We start from the raw sequence: 18,457 nt of genomic DNA on the forward strand, positions 1-18,457 counted from the left end.
GCTTAAAACTGAATGTGTATGTCATCGCGGACGATCAGGAGAAAGGTTATATGGCTTGGGGTGGGATTGATCACTCTTTGCAGGCTGGCCTTTGGTGGACCGGGCGACCCTTCAGCCGCAAAGTTTATTGAGAACAAAAATCAGTGGCCGGCAGGCGTTCAGTTCTCGGCCAAGATCCCGGGGGGCAACATGGTTTTGCAGCCGGGTAAATTCAGCTATCGTTTTTTGGATTATGGCAAGCTGCAGGAGCTTCATGAACAAACGCATCATCACCAGGAAAACGAACCGCCATCAAAAGAAGAACCCATCCAGGGGCATATGGTGGACGTCACCTTTGTCCGGGCAAACCGGGAGGCACAGCCGCTTCCTTTTGGACAATCCTCCACCTATTATAACTACTTCTTAGGGAACGACAGCAGCCGTTGGACGTCGGGTGCACATGCTTATTCGGGTGTGTTGTATCCTTCTTTTTATCCGGGCATCGATCTGAAAGTATATGGCCTGGGTCAGCACGTGAAATATGATCTAACGGTGGCGCCCTATGCCGACCCTTCCGTGATCAACATGACCTATGAAGGCATGGACGCCTTGTTGCTGGACAAAGGCAACCTCTATGCAAAGACCTCGCTGGCCGACATCATCGAGCAGCGGCCGGTAGCCTATCAGTTCATCGATGGCCGGCGCACGGCCGTGGTGTGCGAATTTCACCTGGAGGGCAGCACCTTGTCATTTTGTTTCCCGAAAGGATATGATCCGTGCTACGAACTGGTCATCGATCCCCTTCTGATCTTCTCCACCTACTCAGGTTCGACGGCCGACAACTGGGGGAGCACTGCTACGCCGGGCGAGCACGGAACGCTCTACTCGTCGGGGGTGACCAACCGCGATCTGGGAGGTTTCTTTCCGGTCACGCCCGGAGCTTTTCAAACGACCTTTGGTGGTAACTATGATGTGGCGCTCCTCAAATACGATTCCACGGGCTCACAATTACTTTATGCCTCCTACCTGGGTGGCGATGACGTGGAGAGTCCGCATAGTCTCGTGATGAATTCCAGCCATGACCTGATCATCCTCGGCACCACGGGCTCCACAAATTTCCCCACCACGGCAACAGCTTATGACAGGACCTTTAACGGGGGCACGTTTGCTGTCAACGTGGTGGTGTACCAACAGGGCACAGACATTTTTCTGGCACGCGTGGCCAGTGATGGAAGAAAACTCCTGGCGTCCACTTTCCTGGGCGGCCTGGAGAACGATGGGTTGAACCCTCGGATAGGACCCCTGACAAAAAATTATGGCGACGAACTCCGGGGCGATGTCATCACCGATGCACAAGACAATATTTATATCAGCTCGGTCACATCCTCTTCGGATTTTCCGATGGAGAACAGCATCGATCCGTCTTTTAACGGGGGCACTACGGATGCGCTTTTGTTAAAGATCGATAAAGACCTTTCCGATATTCAGTGGTCCACCTACATCGGCGGTACCGGGTTCGACGCTTCGCATACGCTGAAGTTCAACAAGAGCGGCGACATCTATATCGCCGGGGGAACCAGCAGCGCTGATTTTCCGGTCACGGCCGGTGTGTATCAGGCTGCCTTGGCGGGTGATGCCGATGGCTGGATCGCCAAGGTGGGGCAGGCGGGCGATGCGATTAAAACGGCAACGTTCACCGGCACCACCGGGTTTGACCAGGTCTATTTTCTGGACCTGAACGAAGACGACGAAGTGTTTGTCTACGGCCAGACCGCCGGGCAATTTCCCATTACACCGGGTGTCTATAACAATCCCAACAGCGGGCAATTCATCCAAAAGTTTGACGCCACCTTGAATCAACTGATGTTCTCCACCGTGTTTGGGTCGGGGCGCGGCATCCCCGACATTTCGCCGACAGCCTTTTTGGTGAACGAGTGCAACAACATTTATATGTCGGGCTGGGGTGGACTGATCAATGAGGGAGAAGGCTATTGGAACAGCAATACCTACGGCATGCCGGTGACCGCCGACGCCTATCAACGCATCACATCGGGGTCCGATTTCTATTTCATGGTGCTCACCGACGACGCCTCCAGATTCCTGTATGGCACTTATCTCGGCGGCAGTCAGTCGCGCACCCACGTCGATGGTGGCACGAGCCGGTTCGACAAGGGCGGGATTGTTTATCATGCCGTGTGTTCAGGCTGCCAGGCCTATAATGCCAGCGGGCAGTCCTCTTCCGATTTTCCAACGACAGCCAATGCGTGGTCGCGGCAGAACCGCAGCTTGAACTGCAACAACGCCGCCTTCAAGTTTGACCTCTCTTCGCTGAAGGCCCGCATTCAAACCAATTCTGTTGCCCTCGACCATCCCGGGCTGAACACGATCTGCATCCCCGACAAGATCGTCTTTCAAAACCTGAGCACCGGTGGCGAGACCTATGAATGGAACCTGGGCGATGGCACCTACATTACCAAGCAAGATACGTCCCTGATCGTGCATCAGTACATGAACACCGGCCAATATACGGTCTGGCTGAAAGCGATCGACAAAGGAACCTGTAAGGTAAAAGACTCAACCAGCACCAAGGTGTTCGTCAATATCGCCCTGGCCAAAGTGCAGGACGATGATGCGCTCTGCCTGGGATCGACCTATACCTTGAGGGCCAGCGGCGGCGCAACCTATGCCTGGAAAAGCCAGGATGGCACATTCACTTCCGGTGCGGCCACGCCGAACGTCAGCCCGCAAGACACCACCATCTATTACATCACCATCGTCGAAGCCAGCGGGTGTATTCACAAGGACACCGTGCAACTCGATGTGATCCCCGTGATCCTGCCGGAATTTGAGATCGACCGGTCGGCCGAATGTTTTAACCGGCCCATCATCACGGTGAGAAGCACAACGGATAGCCTATGGCAAGGTGACCGCCTGTTCTTCGACTTTGGCGACGGCACTACCGTCGATTCCGAGGAGGCGCAGCATGAATATGCGAAAGACGGTTTGTATAATGTGAAGCTAGTGGGCGTCCGCGAGTTTTGCGTGACCGAAAAAGTGATGCCCATGCCCGTGTTCCGCTTGCTCATCCCCAACATCATCACCCCAGGAAAAGCAGACAATGCCAACGATGTGTTCACCATCCAATACGGCGATCAAAAAGGTGCCACACCCGCTGACTATGGATTCAAGACGTCGGTGGTGATCTACAACCGCTGGGGGAAGAAGGTGTATGAGTCGGCGGACTATCAGTATGATTGGGAAGGAGAGGGGTTAGCGGCCGGCGTGTATTTTTATGAGGTCACCGTGAGCGATCATGCGGCGTGTAAGAGTTGGATACAGTTGGTGAAATGAAAAATACTGACGACTAAGGGTCATGGGATTCATTGTCTTTTTTCTTGTTTGCTTCTCCATCGTGAGCATCCCTCTTTATGTTCTTGTTTATGATTTGGGACTCTATAAAAGAAATTTGTTCCGTCAATTGACTGACAAGGGGTTTACGGACATTAAATTATCCAGGGCAGTCTACGAAGACCTGGATGAAAACTTTCAGGATGATACGGTATACTTCAAGGACTTTATACGAACACAATTTTTCAGGGTGCGGTTTCATACGGTGCGATATACCGACCCGGAAGGAAAACGATGGAGAGCCGCTTTGCGGGTTGAGTCCAGATATTTTACAGATCTTGACGTCATGATCAAGAAAATCGACTGTCTTTCTTGAATAAATTACTTCGGTTCACGTAATTCCTGTGAGCTGTTTCCGTTATCGGCTTCGTTTTACTTTTTCTTCCGAAACGTCCCATCGATCATGTCCGCCTCGTACAGCAATGCTTTGATCTTTTCGTCATCAACTTCCTTCAGGGTTTTGAAGTAAATGCAATACACCTGCTTCCGGTTTTCGGCCAGCAGGATCCCGTCTTCATTGGCCATGAGGTTGCCCTGACAAAAGCCCAGGGTAACGCCCTTTTCTAAGGCCGACTCCTTCTTCTTTCCCCAAGAGATCGAGGGGGGCCAGATGAAACAGATCAGGCGGTTTTGGCTGTAGAACGGAACACCGTACACCAGTTTTTCGGTGGCAAAGGGAAGGCACTCCAGCACCAGGTAGCGCAGGCGTTTCACGAGGACCTGTTCGCGGCGGGGGAGGTCGGGGAGAATTTCGTCAACGGTCTTTTTGGTGCTCTGCATGTTCTTTAAAAATACAACCCTGGAACGGAAAAACCTGCCTTCTTGCCGCGTAATACAGTATTTGGGCCCCCGATTAAAACAAATATGACTAACCCCGCAAAATAAAATTATCTTGCGCCAAAATTATAACTATGCGGTTACGGCTGATCGGGGTGTTTCTGGGTTTTTGGGTAGCTTCTTTTGCGCAATCCAGTAAAAATCAAGGCTATGTGTATACAGTGGACATCACCAAAGTGGTGAAAGACAAGGTGCACGTAGAACTTATTGCCCCACCCATCACGACCAACGACATCATTTTTTACCTCCCCAAGATCGTGCCCGGCACCTACGACATTGCCGACTATGGCCGCTACGTTTCCGAGTTCTCGGCCGTAGACAAAAAAGGCAAGAAACTGGAAGTTGAGAAGATCGACGACAACTCCTGGAAAATCAAAGGCGCCACGCGCTTGCACAAGATCAGCTATTGGGTGGACGACACCATCGACACACCCATGAAAGGCCCTGAGATCTTTCAACCGGCCGGCACCAACATCGAGGAAGGAAAGAACTTCATCATCAACTCCGGCGGCTACTACGGCTATTTCGATGGCATGAAGAACATGCCCTTTCAATTCAACATCATCCGCCCCAAAGATTTCTATGGCACCACGGGTCTCATTGCCCAGCAAACCGGCAAGCCCCTGAGCATCCTGAAGCTGGAAAAGGGTGGCAACGAAAAAGACAAGCTGGTCGATGTTTATAAAACCTCGGACTATGACCAACTGGTGGATTCGCCCGTGATGTACAACAAGCCCGACACGGCCGTCATCCACGTGGCCAACGCCGAAGTGCTGGTGGGTGCCTATTCGCCCACAGGCAAGATCAACGCCAAACAGATCGCGGCCAGCATTCGCGAAGTGCTGATGGCCCAAAAAGAATTTCTCGGCGGCAAACTGCCGGTCGATAAGTATGCTTTCATTTTCTATTTCACCGACAAGCCGCTCTATAGCTACGGTGCGCTCGAGCATTCGTACTCCTCCACGTACTATATGCCGGAGATGACCATCGAGCAGATCAACCAGCAGCTGCGTGATTTTGCCGCGCATGAATTTTTTCACATCATCACCCCGCTGGGCATTCACTCCGAAGAGATCGGACATTTTGATTTCAACCACCCCAAAATGTCGCAACACCTGTGGATGTACGAAGGGGTGACGGAATATTTTGCCGGCCTGGTGCAGCTCAAATACGACCTGATCGACCTGGGCCAATACCTGGAAGTGCTGTATGAGAAAATGGTCACGGCCGATCCGTTCAAAAACGATGTGCCGTTCACGGAGATCAGCAAGTATACGCTGGACAAGTACAACGATCAATACTACAACGTTTACCAGAAAGGGCCGCTCATCGGTCTGTGTCTCGACGTGAAACTGCGCAAGCTCTCGAATGGAAAATACGGTTTGCAAAACCTGATGTTGGACCTGTCGAAGAAGTTTGGCAAAGACAAAGCCTTTGAGGACGACCAACTCTTCGACGAGATCACCCGCATGACCTATCCCGAGATCGGCACGTTCTTCGACCGCTATGTGAAAGGCGCGGAGAAGCTGCCGCTGAAAGAAACCTTGCAGGACATCGGCATCCTCTATGCAGAAGAAGCATCATACTACACCGTGAGCCTCGGCATCGACGACGACGTGATCGGGGTGGACGAAGTAGAAGGTAAACAAAGGCTGAAGATCATCAGCCTCGATAATATGAACGCCGTGGCCAAAGCCCTGGGCTTCCAGAAAGACGACATCCTGATCAAGATGAATGGCGAGGTCATGCCCGAAGTGGGACCTGATTTCGAGCCGTTCCTGAAATCACAATTTGCCAACCTGGGCGAAGGCAAGACCCTTGCCTATACCGTGTTGCGCAAAGACGAAAAAGGCAACTTGAAAACCGTGGAGCTCTCCACTCCGAATGCCCGCATCGAGATCACGCGCCGTCACATCATGGAGATCGACCCGGATGCCACCCCCGAACAACTGGCCTTGCGCGATGCGTGGATGAAGCCTTGAACGCAACGCTGAACGCTACCCGCCGTTAAAGGAGGAAAACGAAGTTCATGGCGTACAAAAACAAGGTCATCAAGAATCCTTATACCGGGCAGTCATTTAAGTTCATTCAAACAGCAAAAGACACCAGCGGCGAACTGCTGGAAATGGAAACCACCTACCGGGGTCATTCCAAGGAGCCCGTGGCGCACTATCATCCGTCGCAGGACGAGGATTTCAAAGTGTTGCAAGGTGAAGTGACCGTGCGCCTCGACGGTGCGCTGAAAACGTTGCGGACGGGCGACACGCTCCACATTCCCCGCGGCATGGTGCACGCCATGTGGAACCGTTCCGACCGTGAGGCCATGGTGAACTGGCAGGTGCGCCCCGCCCTGGATACCGAAAATTTATTCGAAGTCACCACCGGCCTGGCCATGGATGGTAAGACGAAATCCGACGGCATGCCCGGCATTCTGCAAGTGGCGCTGACCATAAAAAAATATCACCACGTGTTTCGCATGGCCAGGCCTTCCTACACCGTGCAGAAGATTGTGTTCACATTGCTGTCGCCCATCGCGTATCTGCTGGGTTATAGAGCAACCTATTCCAAGTATATCGATTGATCCATATCTACTGGCCACGCGGGCTCGTGTCGCTCGTCCCGGTTTTGTGATCGCGAAATAAACGCTGCGGTGCGTCGTTTTTGCTTCGGATTTGACCGCGAATAGCTGAACGGTTCGCCGAAGTTGTCTTGGAAGTGGGGAAGGACTTGGGTATTTTAGGGACCCGACCTTTCGGAGCAGGCCCTTTTAGCATTTTCCGATGAAACCCGAAAAAACCATTTTCCTGGCGGATGACGATGCGGACGATCGCCTCCTTTTCGAGGAGGCCCTCCGGGAGATCTCTGGCGGAACGCAGCTCACGATGGCCAATGACGGGGAGCAACTGATGACGATCCTCGAGAATGCCCTACTTCCCGACGTGATCTTCCTCGATTTGAACATGCCCCGCAAGAATGGGATGGAGTGCTTGCAGGAGCTGAAACAGTCCCCAAAACTTAAACACATCCCCATTGTTATTTTCTCGACGTCAACCCAACCGGAAATGATCGACAAGGTATACGAAGGCGGCGCGCACTATTACATTTCCAAACCGAGGAACTTTGGTGTACTGAAAAATATCATCGACCAAATACTCAGTACAAACTGGCGCTCCTTTCCACAACCTTCCAAGGAAAAATTTATAATCCAATCCCGGCAGTGATGATCATCGAGAGCCCGCATAGCACGGAACAATTCCTTTCGGGAGGCGGTGAGTTGGGCGAATGCATTCGGTCCACCGACTGGAGCCTGACGCCGCTCGGACCTCCGTCCGGATGGCCACAAAGCTTGCGCACCACGCTGAGCATTATTCTCTCGTCGCCGTTTCCCATGTTTCTTTGGTGGGGACCGGATCTCATCCAATTTTACAACGACGCATACCGGCCCAGCCTGGGTACCAACGGAAAACATCCCCATGCGGTTGGACAGCGCGGGGTAGAGTGCTGGCCTGAGATTTGGACCACCATCGGCCCGCTCATCGAAAGGGTGATGAAAAATGGTGAGTCGTTTTATTTTGAAGATCAACTGATCCCCATCTATCGCAACGGCGGGCTGGAGGACGTGTATTGGACTTTTAGCTATAGTCCGGTTCGTGGCGAATCCGGGACCGTGGAAGGTGTGCTGGTGGTTTGCAACGAGACCACTGGAAAAGTGCAGAACCTGGAGCATGCAGAAGAAACCAGCCGGCAACTGAGAAGCCTCATCGCCGAGGCACCCATTTCTACAGCCGTGTTTAGTGGCCCTCAATTCATCATCGAGTTGGCAAACGACGAGTCCCTGAAATTGTGGGGCAAAGACCGCCGCGTGATGGGCAAGCCTGTGCTGGACGCTATACCAGAATTGAAAGGCCAGCCTTTCCTGGACCTGATGATCGACGTCTACAACACCGGCAAGACGTTTGAAGGCCGGGAATCGGTCGCCCGCCTGGAGCGCGACGGAAGTATCCGCGATGTGTATGTGAACTTCATTTTCAAGGCCCTGCGCGACGCGGATGACAAGATCAACGCCATACTCGCCATGGGCTATGATGTGACCGAACAGGTGGCCGCCCGCCAACAACTTGCCGACGCCGCCGAACGCCTCACGCTCGCCACGGAGGGCACAAAGATGGCCACCTGGGACCTCGACCTCAAAACCTTCGACATCATTCACTCGCCACGCCTGGCCCGCGTCTTCGGGCATCCGGAAAGCACGCGCCTAAGCTTCCCTGACATGCGCCAGGCCGTTTACCCACGCGACTTGCGTGTGATAGAAAAAGCATTTGATGTTGCCTTGAAGAAGGGCACCTACTACTACGAAGCGCGTGTCGTCCACCCCGACCAGTCGGTGCACTGGATCCAGACGCGGGGCAAAGTATTCTATAGTGACAATCACATCCCGCTGCGCATGCTGGGCACGATGATGGACATCACCGAACGCAAACGCGCCGAACGCGTCATCGAAGAAAGTGAAAAGAAATTCAGGACCCTGGCCGACTCCATGCCCCAATTTATCTGGACCACGGACAGGGCCGGTAAACTGAATTACTTCAGCCGGTCGGTATACCAATACACCGGCATCATGGATCCCAAACAATTGGCCGAATGCTGGTGGAAGACCATTCACCCCGAAGACCGCAAGGGCACCCTGAAAGCCTGGCAGGAATCGCAGACCACGGGCACCGATTTCCTATTCGAACACCGCTTCCGTCATCACGAGGGCACCTATCGCTGGCAGCTAAGCCGCGCCGTGCCCCAACGCGACGTGACGGGAAAAATTGAGATGTGGGTTGGCACCAGCACCGATATTCACGACCGCAAGCTCTTCACCGACGAATTGGAGAACAAGGTGCTGCAACGCACCAATGAATTGAACCTGCTCAACCAAAACCTGCTGAAAAGCAACGACGAACTGGCGCAGTTTGCCTATGTGGCCAGCCACGATTTGCAGGAGCCCCTGCGAAAGATCCAAACCTTCGCCGGTCGCATCCTGGATGTGGAATCAAAAAATCTTTCCGAGCGGGGCCGGGATTATTTTCAACGCATGCAGTCGGCTTCCGTCCGCATGCAGCAACTCATTATGGATTTGCTCTCCTTCTCGCGGGCCAACACCAACGAAAAATATTTTGAGGTGACCGACCTCAACGTGATCCTTCAGCTTGTGAAAGAGCAATTGAAGGACACCATCGATCAGAAGCAAGCCGTGATCCTGTCCAGCACGTTGCCGGTGTTGAACATCATCAGCTTCCAGTTCGAACAATTGTTTACCAACCTGATCGCCAACGCACTGAAATTTTCCAAGACGGATGTGCCGCCGCTGATCGCCATCCACGCCGACAAGGTGGGGCGCGATCACGTGCATCACAAGGATGCGGAAGACATCCTTTATCACCGGATCATGATCACCGACAACGGCATCGGCTTCGAGCCGCAGTTCAACGAGCGCATCTTCCAGGTGTTCCAGCGCCTTCACGGCAAAGACGAATATCCAGGTACCGGCATCGGATTGGCCATCTGTAAGAAAATTATAGAGAACCACCAGGGCTTCATCGAAGCCTCCGGACAATTGAACAAGGGCGCGGTGTTTACGGTCTATGTTCCCGCCAGAAACTGATCAGCCTTTTTTTATTTCATAAACCGACCATTATTTGGTGTCGAGGCGAATGAATTTTCCTTCGCTGATCTTGCCATCCTTCACCGTATAAAGCGTAAAGCCCGACGGCAATTTTATAGTGCCTTCTTCCGAAGGCCCGACGATGGCGGCGGTTTGTTCATAACGTGTGGGCTGGTTGTAGGATTCGAACGTGAATACCTGGCGAAAATGAAAATGGCCGGCCAGCGAAAGCGGGTAGGGGCGCTGGTTCAGGATGGCCACTAACTCCTGCGCGTTGGAGACAACGTGGCGATAGTGAAGTATGCCGTGCTGGCGCTCCAATGACCGGCCCGGACCGGTCTCTTCAAAATTGGAGAGACTAAGCCCACCCGAGAAGAATGGCATGTGCGCAAACGTGACCACCGGTTGGGTGGGAGGGATCGCGGCCAGATCGTTTTTGAGCCACGCCACTTGCGTGGAATCCACATGGCCGTAGTACCACAAGTCTTCATAGTCGATATCGTCCAGGGCCACAAAGTGGATCCCGCCATAATTGAAGCTGTAGTAGTTGGGGCCAAAGTAGTGATGGAACATTTTTTTGCCATACAAGGGGTTGTTTTTTCCTACCAGCGACAAATGGCGTTCGATCCCAAAGTTGTCGTGGTTGCCGGCGGCGCTCCACACGGGCATGGAGAATTTATGCGTCTCGCTGAGGTAGAGATCATACAATGCGGTCACTTCCTTTTCGGGAACTCTCAACGCATCGCGAATGAGATCGCCCGTCACCAACACAAACGCCGGCTTCAGAGAATCGGCCATGGCGCGCAGGCGTTGGGTTCGGGGAAGGCTCGTTTCGCTGATGTGGGTGTCGGAAGCATGCAGGAAGGAGAAGGAAGTGACGGTCGCGGTTTTGAGGAGGGCGAAGTTCAACTCACCCCCGGTTTCGGGGATCTTTTGCCAATAGGTTGCCGCAGCTTTATACCCGTCGGGTAAGCAGATCATGATCAAACCATAGCCCTCCACATCGTCGATCGTATAATGACCGGTGGCATCCGTTTGAACAACCTGCACCTGGTCCGACACGGCCACACCCCGGAGGCCGGTTTCGTCTTTGTCCTTCTGGCCATTGTTGTTTTTATCGGCAAACACAAATCCCGACACGGCCTTGGCATGGAGCGTATGGGAAAGCGCGATGAAGAGCAGGAATAGAAAGGGTCTCATACGATTTTGATTTTAAGAAATGAAGATGAGCATAATGCGGGATATTAGCAATCGACCGGCGACAAGCGCCTGGACGGTCAGCGCCGAAACGTAACGAAAAGGTAATTTCGATTTTTGTTTTGAAATGGTTAACTTCATCACCCAGTTTATGAGCAAAGCCGAAACCAAAGACCTGTCGAAATTTCTAAAGCCGTTCCCCAGCGGTGTCCAGGAAACAGTTTGGTTTCTCCGGGACTTTGTGTGGGATCTTTACCCGCAAACCAACGAACTCATTTACGACAATTACAACGCCGTTGCTTTCGGTTGGTCGCCCACGGACCGGGTGGGGCACACGTTCTGTTCCATCGCTGTTGGCCGCACCAGCATGAACGTTCACTTCGGTTTTTATTGGGGCTCCGAAATTGCCGACCCCGAAAAACGCTTGATCGGTGAAGGCAATCAATACCGTTATATTCTGGTGAAGGACCCGGCAGAATTCCCCAAAGCCTATATGAAAAAGCTATTGACGGAGGCCTATGCCAATTCACTCGCCAAGGTAAAAGATAAAAAACAAATTATGGAGGGCCTGACCATCACCAAGTCCGTCTCCGAAAAAAAACGAACAACCAAAGCCAAGCCCGTTAAGAAGACCGCAAAAAAGAAAGTGGCTGCAAAAAAGAAAAAGTAGTCTGTGATCATGAGTTCGGCCTGGCGTCGGCAAGGCGATAGCCACCGGGTCACCCCACAAGGTTCACGTTAGAGAGTATTCGAAGTTTCCATTCTTTGTGGAGATATTTTGTAAAAAGAGAAGATAAAGGATGTGTCAAATGAAGTGATAGACCACTGCAAATTACCTCACCGGTCAGCCTTTTGACCAATGCCGTTTGTCGAACCCGTAAAAAAAACGACATGTTGTAAAATTAAATTCAAATAAATCCTCAAACCAATCCATGAAAATTAAAATCCTCTTACTATGGGTGCTCCTCGTGAGCACAGCTGTACATCTTCACGGTCAAAGTACCGCGAATCAAACGATCCGCACATTGCCAAACGGGCTTCGGTATTGGGAATATCTCCCACCAACCTATTCCCCGACAGGACGGAAAATCCCCGTGGTGATCTTTCTGCACGGCCTGCAGGAGCGGGGCAATACGGATGCCGACATGAGCAAAATCATAAATGTAAACAATACGCCACCCAACTATGTGGAGGATGGTGAAGATTTTGAATTTGTACTGATCTCCCCTCAACTCCCGACAAGCCAACCGGGTTGGAATAATAAAAATCACATCAACCCCGTCGTCGACTACGTTTTGCAAAACTACAACGTAGATCCCGACCAGCTTTATCTCACCGGATTGAGCCTCGGCGGCGGTGGCGTGTGGGGCTATGCGCAAGACCCGGTATATGGCCAGAAGGTCCGGGGCATCGTGCCCGTGTGTGGTCATCAAAACGATCAGAACAAGGCGTGCAACATCGCCAACAATGGCATCCGCGTTTGGGCCTTTCACGGCGAGGACGATACCACCGTGAGCAAACTCAAAACCATCAACATGGTAAACGCGATCAACGCCTGTATCCCGGCACCCAATCCACTGGCCATCAAAACCATTTATCCAGGGGTTAATCACAACGCATGGGATAATGCCTACCGGACCGATCATGCACTCCACAATCCGAATGTGTATGAATGGATGATGCAAACGTTCAACCTGCCCGTTGCCAATGCGGGCGCCGACCGGAGCATCACCCTTCCTAAGGACAGCGTAATACTAACGGGGAGCGGCACATCTTCCAACAGCACCATCACGGGTTACGCATGGCAACAAGTATCGGGCCCCACCTGCACGTTAAGCGGAATCACGACCAACGCACTCTCGGTATCGGGCATGACGCAAGGTACCTATGTGTTTAGCCTCGTGGTGACGGACGCTGCCAGCAACGCATCGCCCCCCGACCAGGTGACCATCACGGTTTCAGGAACCAATGTGCCCCCGGTAGCCAATGCCGGCGGCGATGTGACCATCACCCTTCCGCATTTGCCCGTAACCTTCAACGGTTCCGGTTCTGACAGCGATGGATTGATCTCCACTTATTTATGGACCAAACAGAGCGGAGGCACGTGTACCTTATCAGGAACAGCCACGGCGACACTATCGGTAAGCAATTTCTCGGCAGGGACCTATGTGTTCCGGCTGACCGTAACGGATAACAACAGTGCCTCAGCCTACGACGAAGTGACCCTCATTGTCAATCCCGAGCCGGTCGGCGCGGCAACCAGCTGGAATGCCTATGATATTGTGATGCAGTCAACCCAGGCGCATCAAGGCCTGGTGAACAGTACCGACAACAGCATTCAAGCCACCGTTTCTTTCTTTCAGTCCACGAACGACGGAGGCGTAAAAAAGAACGCCCTGCTCACCAACTATAATGCAGGACCGCATCCCAACGCCAACAGTTTTGTCACCACCTACTGGGCCCTTGGAGTGGGCAATGTCTATCCTTATGCGGGCAAGAGCACCGTGGGAAGAGGAAGCGAGACCGGCGAAGGCAATGTTCCTTCACCCACAGGAGTGTTCGATCTGCAACTGCATCCACCGAACTCCGCCAAACTCATTGTGTCGGCATTCGTCGTTCCGGTAGCGGGCGAATACACACTCAGCAACCTGGCGGTGCGACGCGTCTCTTCGGCCTCGGGAACAACCCGGCTGAAAGTATTCGATAGTGATCAGTTGCCGGTGGCCGATCTTCAAGCGACCAACAACCAGGATTGGGTACAAAACACGAACACGCTCGCACTGGGAACCCTGAGCATTGGCGACAGCATTTACTTTGCGGTTGACCGGGAAGGAAATTATGCCTCCGATTTCACCGAAGTCATGTGGACCGTCAACCGGCTCATCCCCAATACCCCTCCCGTTGCGAATGCCGGTACTGACTTCGCCACGCCGCAGCACAGCTTCAACTTATCCGGCTCGGGAACCGATAACGACGGTCTCATCGCCACGTACGCGTGGACACAACAAAACGGCCCCACGGCAACGATCACTAACGCCACCACGCAGACGCCGACCGTGAGTGTTTCTTCGGAAGGAGAGTACGTATTCCGCCTCACCGTGACCGACGATGACGGCGCCACCGCCATCGACGAGGTAACCGTCGTGGTGACCGCTCCCGTAGAGATCAGCTGGAATTCCTATGACATCGTCATGCAATCCACGCAGGCGCAACAAGGCAAGGTCAACAGCACCGACAACAGCCTGCAGGCAACGATAGCGTTCTTCCAATCCACTAACGACGGTGGTGTCCGGAAAAGCGCGTTGCTTCCCGTGTACAATCCCGGGGCGCATCCAAATGCCAATAGTTTTGTCACCACCTATTGGGCGAACAACACCGGCAACGTATATCCCTACGCAGGCAAAAGCACCGTGGGCAGAGGCAGTGAGACCGGCGAAGGCAACGTGCCTTCACCCACCGGTGTGTTCGACCTGCAATTGCATCCACCGAATTCATCCAAGCTGATGGTGGCCGCATTCGTCGTACCCGCCGCGGGTGAGTATACGGTCAGCAGTGCTGCCGTAAGAAGAGTGTCATCTTCTTCGGGCACCCAGAGACTCAAAATTTTTAACAACCTCCAGTCCATCCTCCTGGATCTCCAGGCCACCAACAACCAGGACTGGGTGCAAAGCTCGACCCCGCTGTCGCTGGGAGTTTTAACCGTTGGCGACAGCATTTATTTCGCGGTCGACCGCGATGGAAACTATGCGTCTGATTTTACGGAAGTAGCCTGGAGCATCGCCATGATCCCACCCTCGAGCCAGGCGCGCATGGCGCCTAGACAAACTCTCGCGCAGACCGCCCCAGAGCAACCCGCGGCCCCAGAGGAAACGCCGATTGGTTTCTATCCCAACCCCGTGAAGAATGCGATCTCGTTCCAAGGCATCACTGGCGAGACCCATGTCACCTTTTATAGCGCCATGGGCGCCCTGTTGCAACAAACCAAAATAGATCAAGCTCACAGCACGCTTGACATCAATGCAACAACATTCTCACCGGGGCTGTACATCATGATCCTGAAAAATCCAGGTGTGCAGAAACAATTCAAGTTCCTCGTAGAACCTTAAACACAAAATCAGGAGCAATAAAAAATGGAAGGGCGCACAAAGCTCCCTTCCATTTTTTTTGTGCCTCATACGGATCAGAAATCAAATCAAAAAAAAGCCGCCCCGAAGGGCGGCTTTCCAACTACAGCCATCGGTAAGAAAGTCATGCGTGCACCTTGATCTGTGGCGCGCCCATGAGGATCTCCTCCGAAGCAGAAGATGAGAACTTTTCGAAATTCTTCAGGAACGACTCGGCCAGGAAGTTTGCCTTTTGATCATAGGCTTCCTTATCGGTCCAGGTGTTGCGCGGGTCCAGGAGCTCGGAAGGGACCTGCGGGCAACTTACCGGGTAGGCCACGCCAAAGACATCATGCGTTTTATAGTCGACCGTGTGCAACGCGCCATTCAGCGCTGCCGTGATGAGGGCGCGGGTAACTTTCAAGCTCATGCGCTTGCCCACGCCATAGGCGCCGCCGGACCAGCCGGTATTCACCAGCCACACCGTTACGCCGGCCTCTTGCATCTTGGCACTCAACATGCCGGCATACACCGTGGGATGCAGGGGCATGAACGGCGCACCAAAGCATGCCGAGAACGTCATGGTAGGTTCCGTTACGCCTTCCTCCGTGCCCGCCACTTTAGCCGTGTAGCCGGAGATGAAGTGGAATGCGGCCTGGCCTGGGGTGAGCTTTGAAATAGGAGGGAGCACCCCGTAAGCATCGCAGGTAAGGAAGAATATGTTCTTCGGGTTCAACCCAAGCGAAGGCACCGCGATGTTTGGGATGTGATGGATGGGATAACTCACCCGGGTGTTTTCTGTTTTTGAGCAGTTGGTATAATCCACATCCGTGGTGCCGGGCTTAAAGCAAATGTTTTCTAACAAAGCACCGGAGCGAATGGCGTGGAAGATCTCGGGCTCGCGTTCTTCGTCGAGGTCGATGGTCTTCGCATAGCAGCCGCCTTCGAAATTGAAGATCACGTTGTCAGGTGTCCAGCCATGCTCATCGTCGCCGATGAGTTTGCGATCGGGATCGGCCGACAAGGTGGTCTTGCCCGTACCCGACAAGCCAAAGAAAATAGCGGTGTCACCGCTCTTGCCGGTGTTGGCAGAACAGTGCATGGACAACACGTTTTTCTGATGGGGTAAAATAAAGTTCAACGCCGTGAACACACCTTTCTTGATCTCGCCCGTGTAGCCGGAGCCGCCAATGAGGATGATCTTGCGTTTGAAGTCGATGATGGAAAAGTTGTGTTGCCGCGTGCCGTCCGTGGCGGGATCGGCATGGAAGCCCGGCGCGTTGAGCACGTGCCATTCGGCGGAGAACGTTTTCAGCTCGCGTTCCCAGGGACGCAGAAACATATTATGGACAAATAAATTAGACCACGCATACTCCGTGATCACCCGCAGGTTCATGCGATAGCGCGGATCGGCGCAGGCATAAACATCGCGCACATAAAATTCCTTGCCGTTGAAGTAGGCGATCATCTTGGCATAGAGCCGGTCGAAATTGGCGGGTGAAAAGGGGATGTTGAAGTTGTTCCACCACACCGCGTCGGTGGTCAGTTCGTCTTTGACGGTGAACTTGTCTTTGGGTGACCTGCCGGTAAATTCACCGGTGTTTACAGTAACAGCGCCGTTGCTGGCGAGGGCAACCTGGCCTTCGTTCAACGCACGGGCGGCGAGTTGTTCGGGGGGTAAATTCCAGTGCGCCTTCCCCTCCTCAATGCCGAGGTCTTCGACCGAGGCATCGGCCGGTTTTATTCCGAGTTCTTGCATGATAAATGGGTTAATGAGTTGCTCAAAGATACCTCAATTTTATACCATTTCAATCGTTTGCATTATGAATTTTGTTACATTTGCCCGCCTTCAGGGATACTTGCGAAAATGGATTTATCGGCCTACTTTGACACCCGATTTGGAGGAAGAGGCGTGCCACTTAAAAAGATTTTTTAAAAGGCCCCTTTTGCAAAATTTTGATTGGATTTTTTACCAAAAACCTAACCGCAATTAATGGCGTTTTCACAACGACTTCACGAGATCCGTACCGGCTTTTCCTCCAACTTCTGGATCGCAAACACCCTCGAACTTTTCGAACGCATGGCTTTTTATGGCGCCAAAGCTGTGCTCGTCGTCTTCCTTGCCGATAGAGTTGGTCTGCACGAAGAGGCAGGAACATTGGCCGGTATCTTCTCCGGTCTGATTTTTTCTCTACCTATTGTTGCCGGTGTATTAGTAGATCGCTACGGGTTCAAGAAAACCCTGATGGCTTGCTTCTTCATTTTTTGTATCGGATACTTTCTCATCGGCTTGGCCGGCATGCAATTCGGAGAACCGATCGTGAGCGTCATCGGCAAAAAAGCTTATGCACTATCGGTGTTGATCCTCACGGCCATCGGCGGCTCGCTCATCAAGCCGTGCATCGTCGGCACCGTTGCAAAAACTACAAAGCCCGAAGCGAAAGGGTTGGGTTTTTCTGTCTACTATACTATGGCCAACATCGGCGGCGCGGTTGGGCCCATCGTTGCGCTGCAGGTGCGTGAAGATTGGGGCATCGAATATGTATTGATCATGTCGTCGCTCACATCGTTTATGCTCTTTCTTGGCGCCTGGTTCTTTTATCGCGAGCCCGTGGACCACAACAACGAAGTGGTGGAGAAACGCACGCTGGGCAAAGTCTTCGCCGACATGCTGCTGGTGTTTGCCAACTTCAGGTTCATGATTTTCCTGGTCATCTTTTCCGGTATCTGGATCATGTTCTGGCAGATCTTCTACCTCATCCCTTTTTATGCACCCAAGGTGTTGAACTTTACCGCGTTCGAATGGTTCGAAACCGTCGACGCAGCCTGCATCATTTTCCTAACGGTACCGATGGCCGCACTCGTGAAAGAATGGAAGCCGATCACGGCCATGACCCTCGGTTTTATCTTCGCCAGCTTTGCCTGGATATTGATAGGAGCAGTGCCCACCGTATGGGCCACCGTTGCCGGCATAGCCTTGTACGCTTTGGGAGAGGCCACGCAAGCCCCACGTTTTTATGAATACGTGAGCAATCTCGCCCCGAAAGGGCAAACCGGTACTTACATGGGCTTTGCCTTCCTGCCGGTAGCCATCGGGTCGTTTTCCGCAGGGGCCGTTTCCGACTGGCTCCGCTTGAACTACCTGGATACGAACCCCGCATTAATGTGGTACATCGTGGCCGGTATTGGCTTCACATCAACCACGTTGATGATCCTCTACAATTTGTACCTGGCGCCAAAGCCCCAGGAATCCTGACACCCGACTCATTAACCTAAACTTCCC

General features: G+C 52.9%; 11 protein-coding genes. 8 read left to right on the top strand and 3 right to left on the bottom strand.

What is annotated here, in order from left to right:
- Positions 1-18 precede the first annotated feature (18 nt).
- A complete protein-coding gene (locus tag BUB30_RS27600; RefSeq protein ID WP_178377217.1) occupies positions 19-3,330 on the top strand; it encodes a DUF7948 domain-containing protein in 3,312 nt (1,103 codons plus the stop codon).
- A 429-nt stretch (positions 3,331-3,759) separates the two neighbouring features.
- Here BUB30_RS27600 and BUB30_RS27610 read toward each other — a convergent pair whose 3' ends face one another.
- A complete protein-coding gene (locus tag BUB30_RS27610) occupies positions 3,760-4,167 on the bottom strand; it encodes a DUF1801 domain-containing protein (RefSeq protein ID WP_073141033.1) in 408 nt (135 codons plus the stop codon).
- A 131-nt stretch (positions 4,168-4,298) separates the two neighbouring features.
- Between BUB30_RS27610 and BUB30_RS27615 the strand changes: the two genes are divergently transcribed.
- The 4 genes from BUB30_RS27615 to BUB30_RS27630 all read left to right on the top strand — a co-directional run bounded on the left by BUB30_RS27615 (position 4,299) and on the right by BUB30_RS27630 (position 9,874).
- Entirely contained in the window at positions 4,299-6,206 is a 1,908-nt protein-coding gene (locus tag BUB30_RS27615) for a M61 family metallopeptidase (protein WP_073141034.1), read from the top strand.
- Between the two features lie 47 nt (positions 6,207-6,253).
- The gene (locus BUB30_RS27620) at positions 6,254-6,805 is read left to right on the top strand and encodes a cupin domain-containing protein (protein ID WP_073141036.1); all 552 of its coding nucleotides are present in this window, start codon (positions 6,254-6,256) and stop codon (positions 6,803-6,805) included.
- A 199-nt stretch (positions 6,806-7,004) separates the two neighbouring features.
- Entirely contained in the window at positions 7,005-7,445 is a 441-nt protein-coding gene (locus BUB30_RS27625; RefSeq protein ID WP_073141038.1) for a response regulator, read from the top strand.
- Positions 7,445-9,874: a PAS domain-containing sensor histidine kinase gene (locus BUB30_RS27630; protein WP_073141040.1), complete on the top strand. Its 2,430-nt coding sequence runs from the start codon at positions 7,445-7,447 to the stop codon at positions 9,872-9,874. The genes BUB30_RS27625 and BUB30_RS27630 overlap by 1 nt, the downstream gene beginning before the upstream one ends.
- Before the next feature lie 30 nt (positions 9,875-9,904).
- Here the strand turns inward: BUB30_RS27630 and BUB30_RS27635 are convergent, their stop codons facing one another.
- The gene (locus BUB30_RS27635; RefSeq protein WP_073141042.1) at positions 9,905-11,074 is read right to left on the bottom strand and encodes a metallophosphoesterase; all 1,170 of its coding nucleotides are present in this window, start codon (positions 11,072-11,074) and stop codon (positions 9,905-9,907) included.
- A gap of 148 nt (positions 11,075-11,222) precedes the next feature.
- Here BUB30_RS27635 and BUB30_RS27640 point away from each other — a divergent pair, with 148 nt between their 5' ends.
- Both BUB30_RS27640 and BUB30_RS27645 read left to right on the top strand, forming a co-directional pair.
- The gene (locus BUB30_RS27640; protein WP_143165109.1) at positions 11,223-11,741 is read left to right on the top strand and encodes a hypothetical protein; all 519 of its coding nucleotides are present in this window, start codon (positions 11,223-11,225) and stop codon (positions 11,739-11,741) included.
- A gap of 262 nt (positions 11,742-12,003) precedes the next feature.
- Complete coding sequence (locus BUB30_RS27645; RefSeq protein WP_073141049.1) at positions 12,004-15,177, top strand: PKD domain-containing protein; 3,174 nt, start codon at positions 12,004-12,006, stop codon at positions 15,175-15,177.
- Positions 15,178-15,319: 142 nt separating this feature from the next.
- Here BUB30_RS27645 and pckA read toward each other — a convergent pair whose 3' ends face one another.
- Positions 15,320-16,933 (bottom strand): phosphoenolpyruvate carboxykinase (ATP), encoded by a 1,614-nt coding sequence (gene pckA / locus BUB30_RS27650; RefSeq protein ID WP_073141050.1) that lies wholly within the window; start codon positions 16,931-16,933, stop codon positions 15,320-15,322.
- 234 nt (positions 16,934-17,167) lie between these two features.
- Here pckA and BUB30_RS27655 point away from each other — a divergent pair, with 234 nt between their 5' ends.
- Entirely contained in the window at positions 17,168-18,430 is a 1,263-nt protein-coding gene (locus BUB30_RS27655; protein ID WP_073141052.1) for an MFS transporter, read from the top strand.
- Positions 18,431-18,457: the final 27 nt, after the last annotated feature.

The sequence above is a fragment of the Chryseolinea serpens genome, assembly GCF_900129725.1.
GTDB classification, from domain to species: Bacteria; Bacteroidota; Bacteroidia; order Cytophagales; family Cyclobacteriaceae; genus Chryseolinea; species Chryseolinea serpens.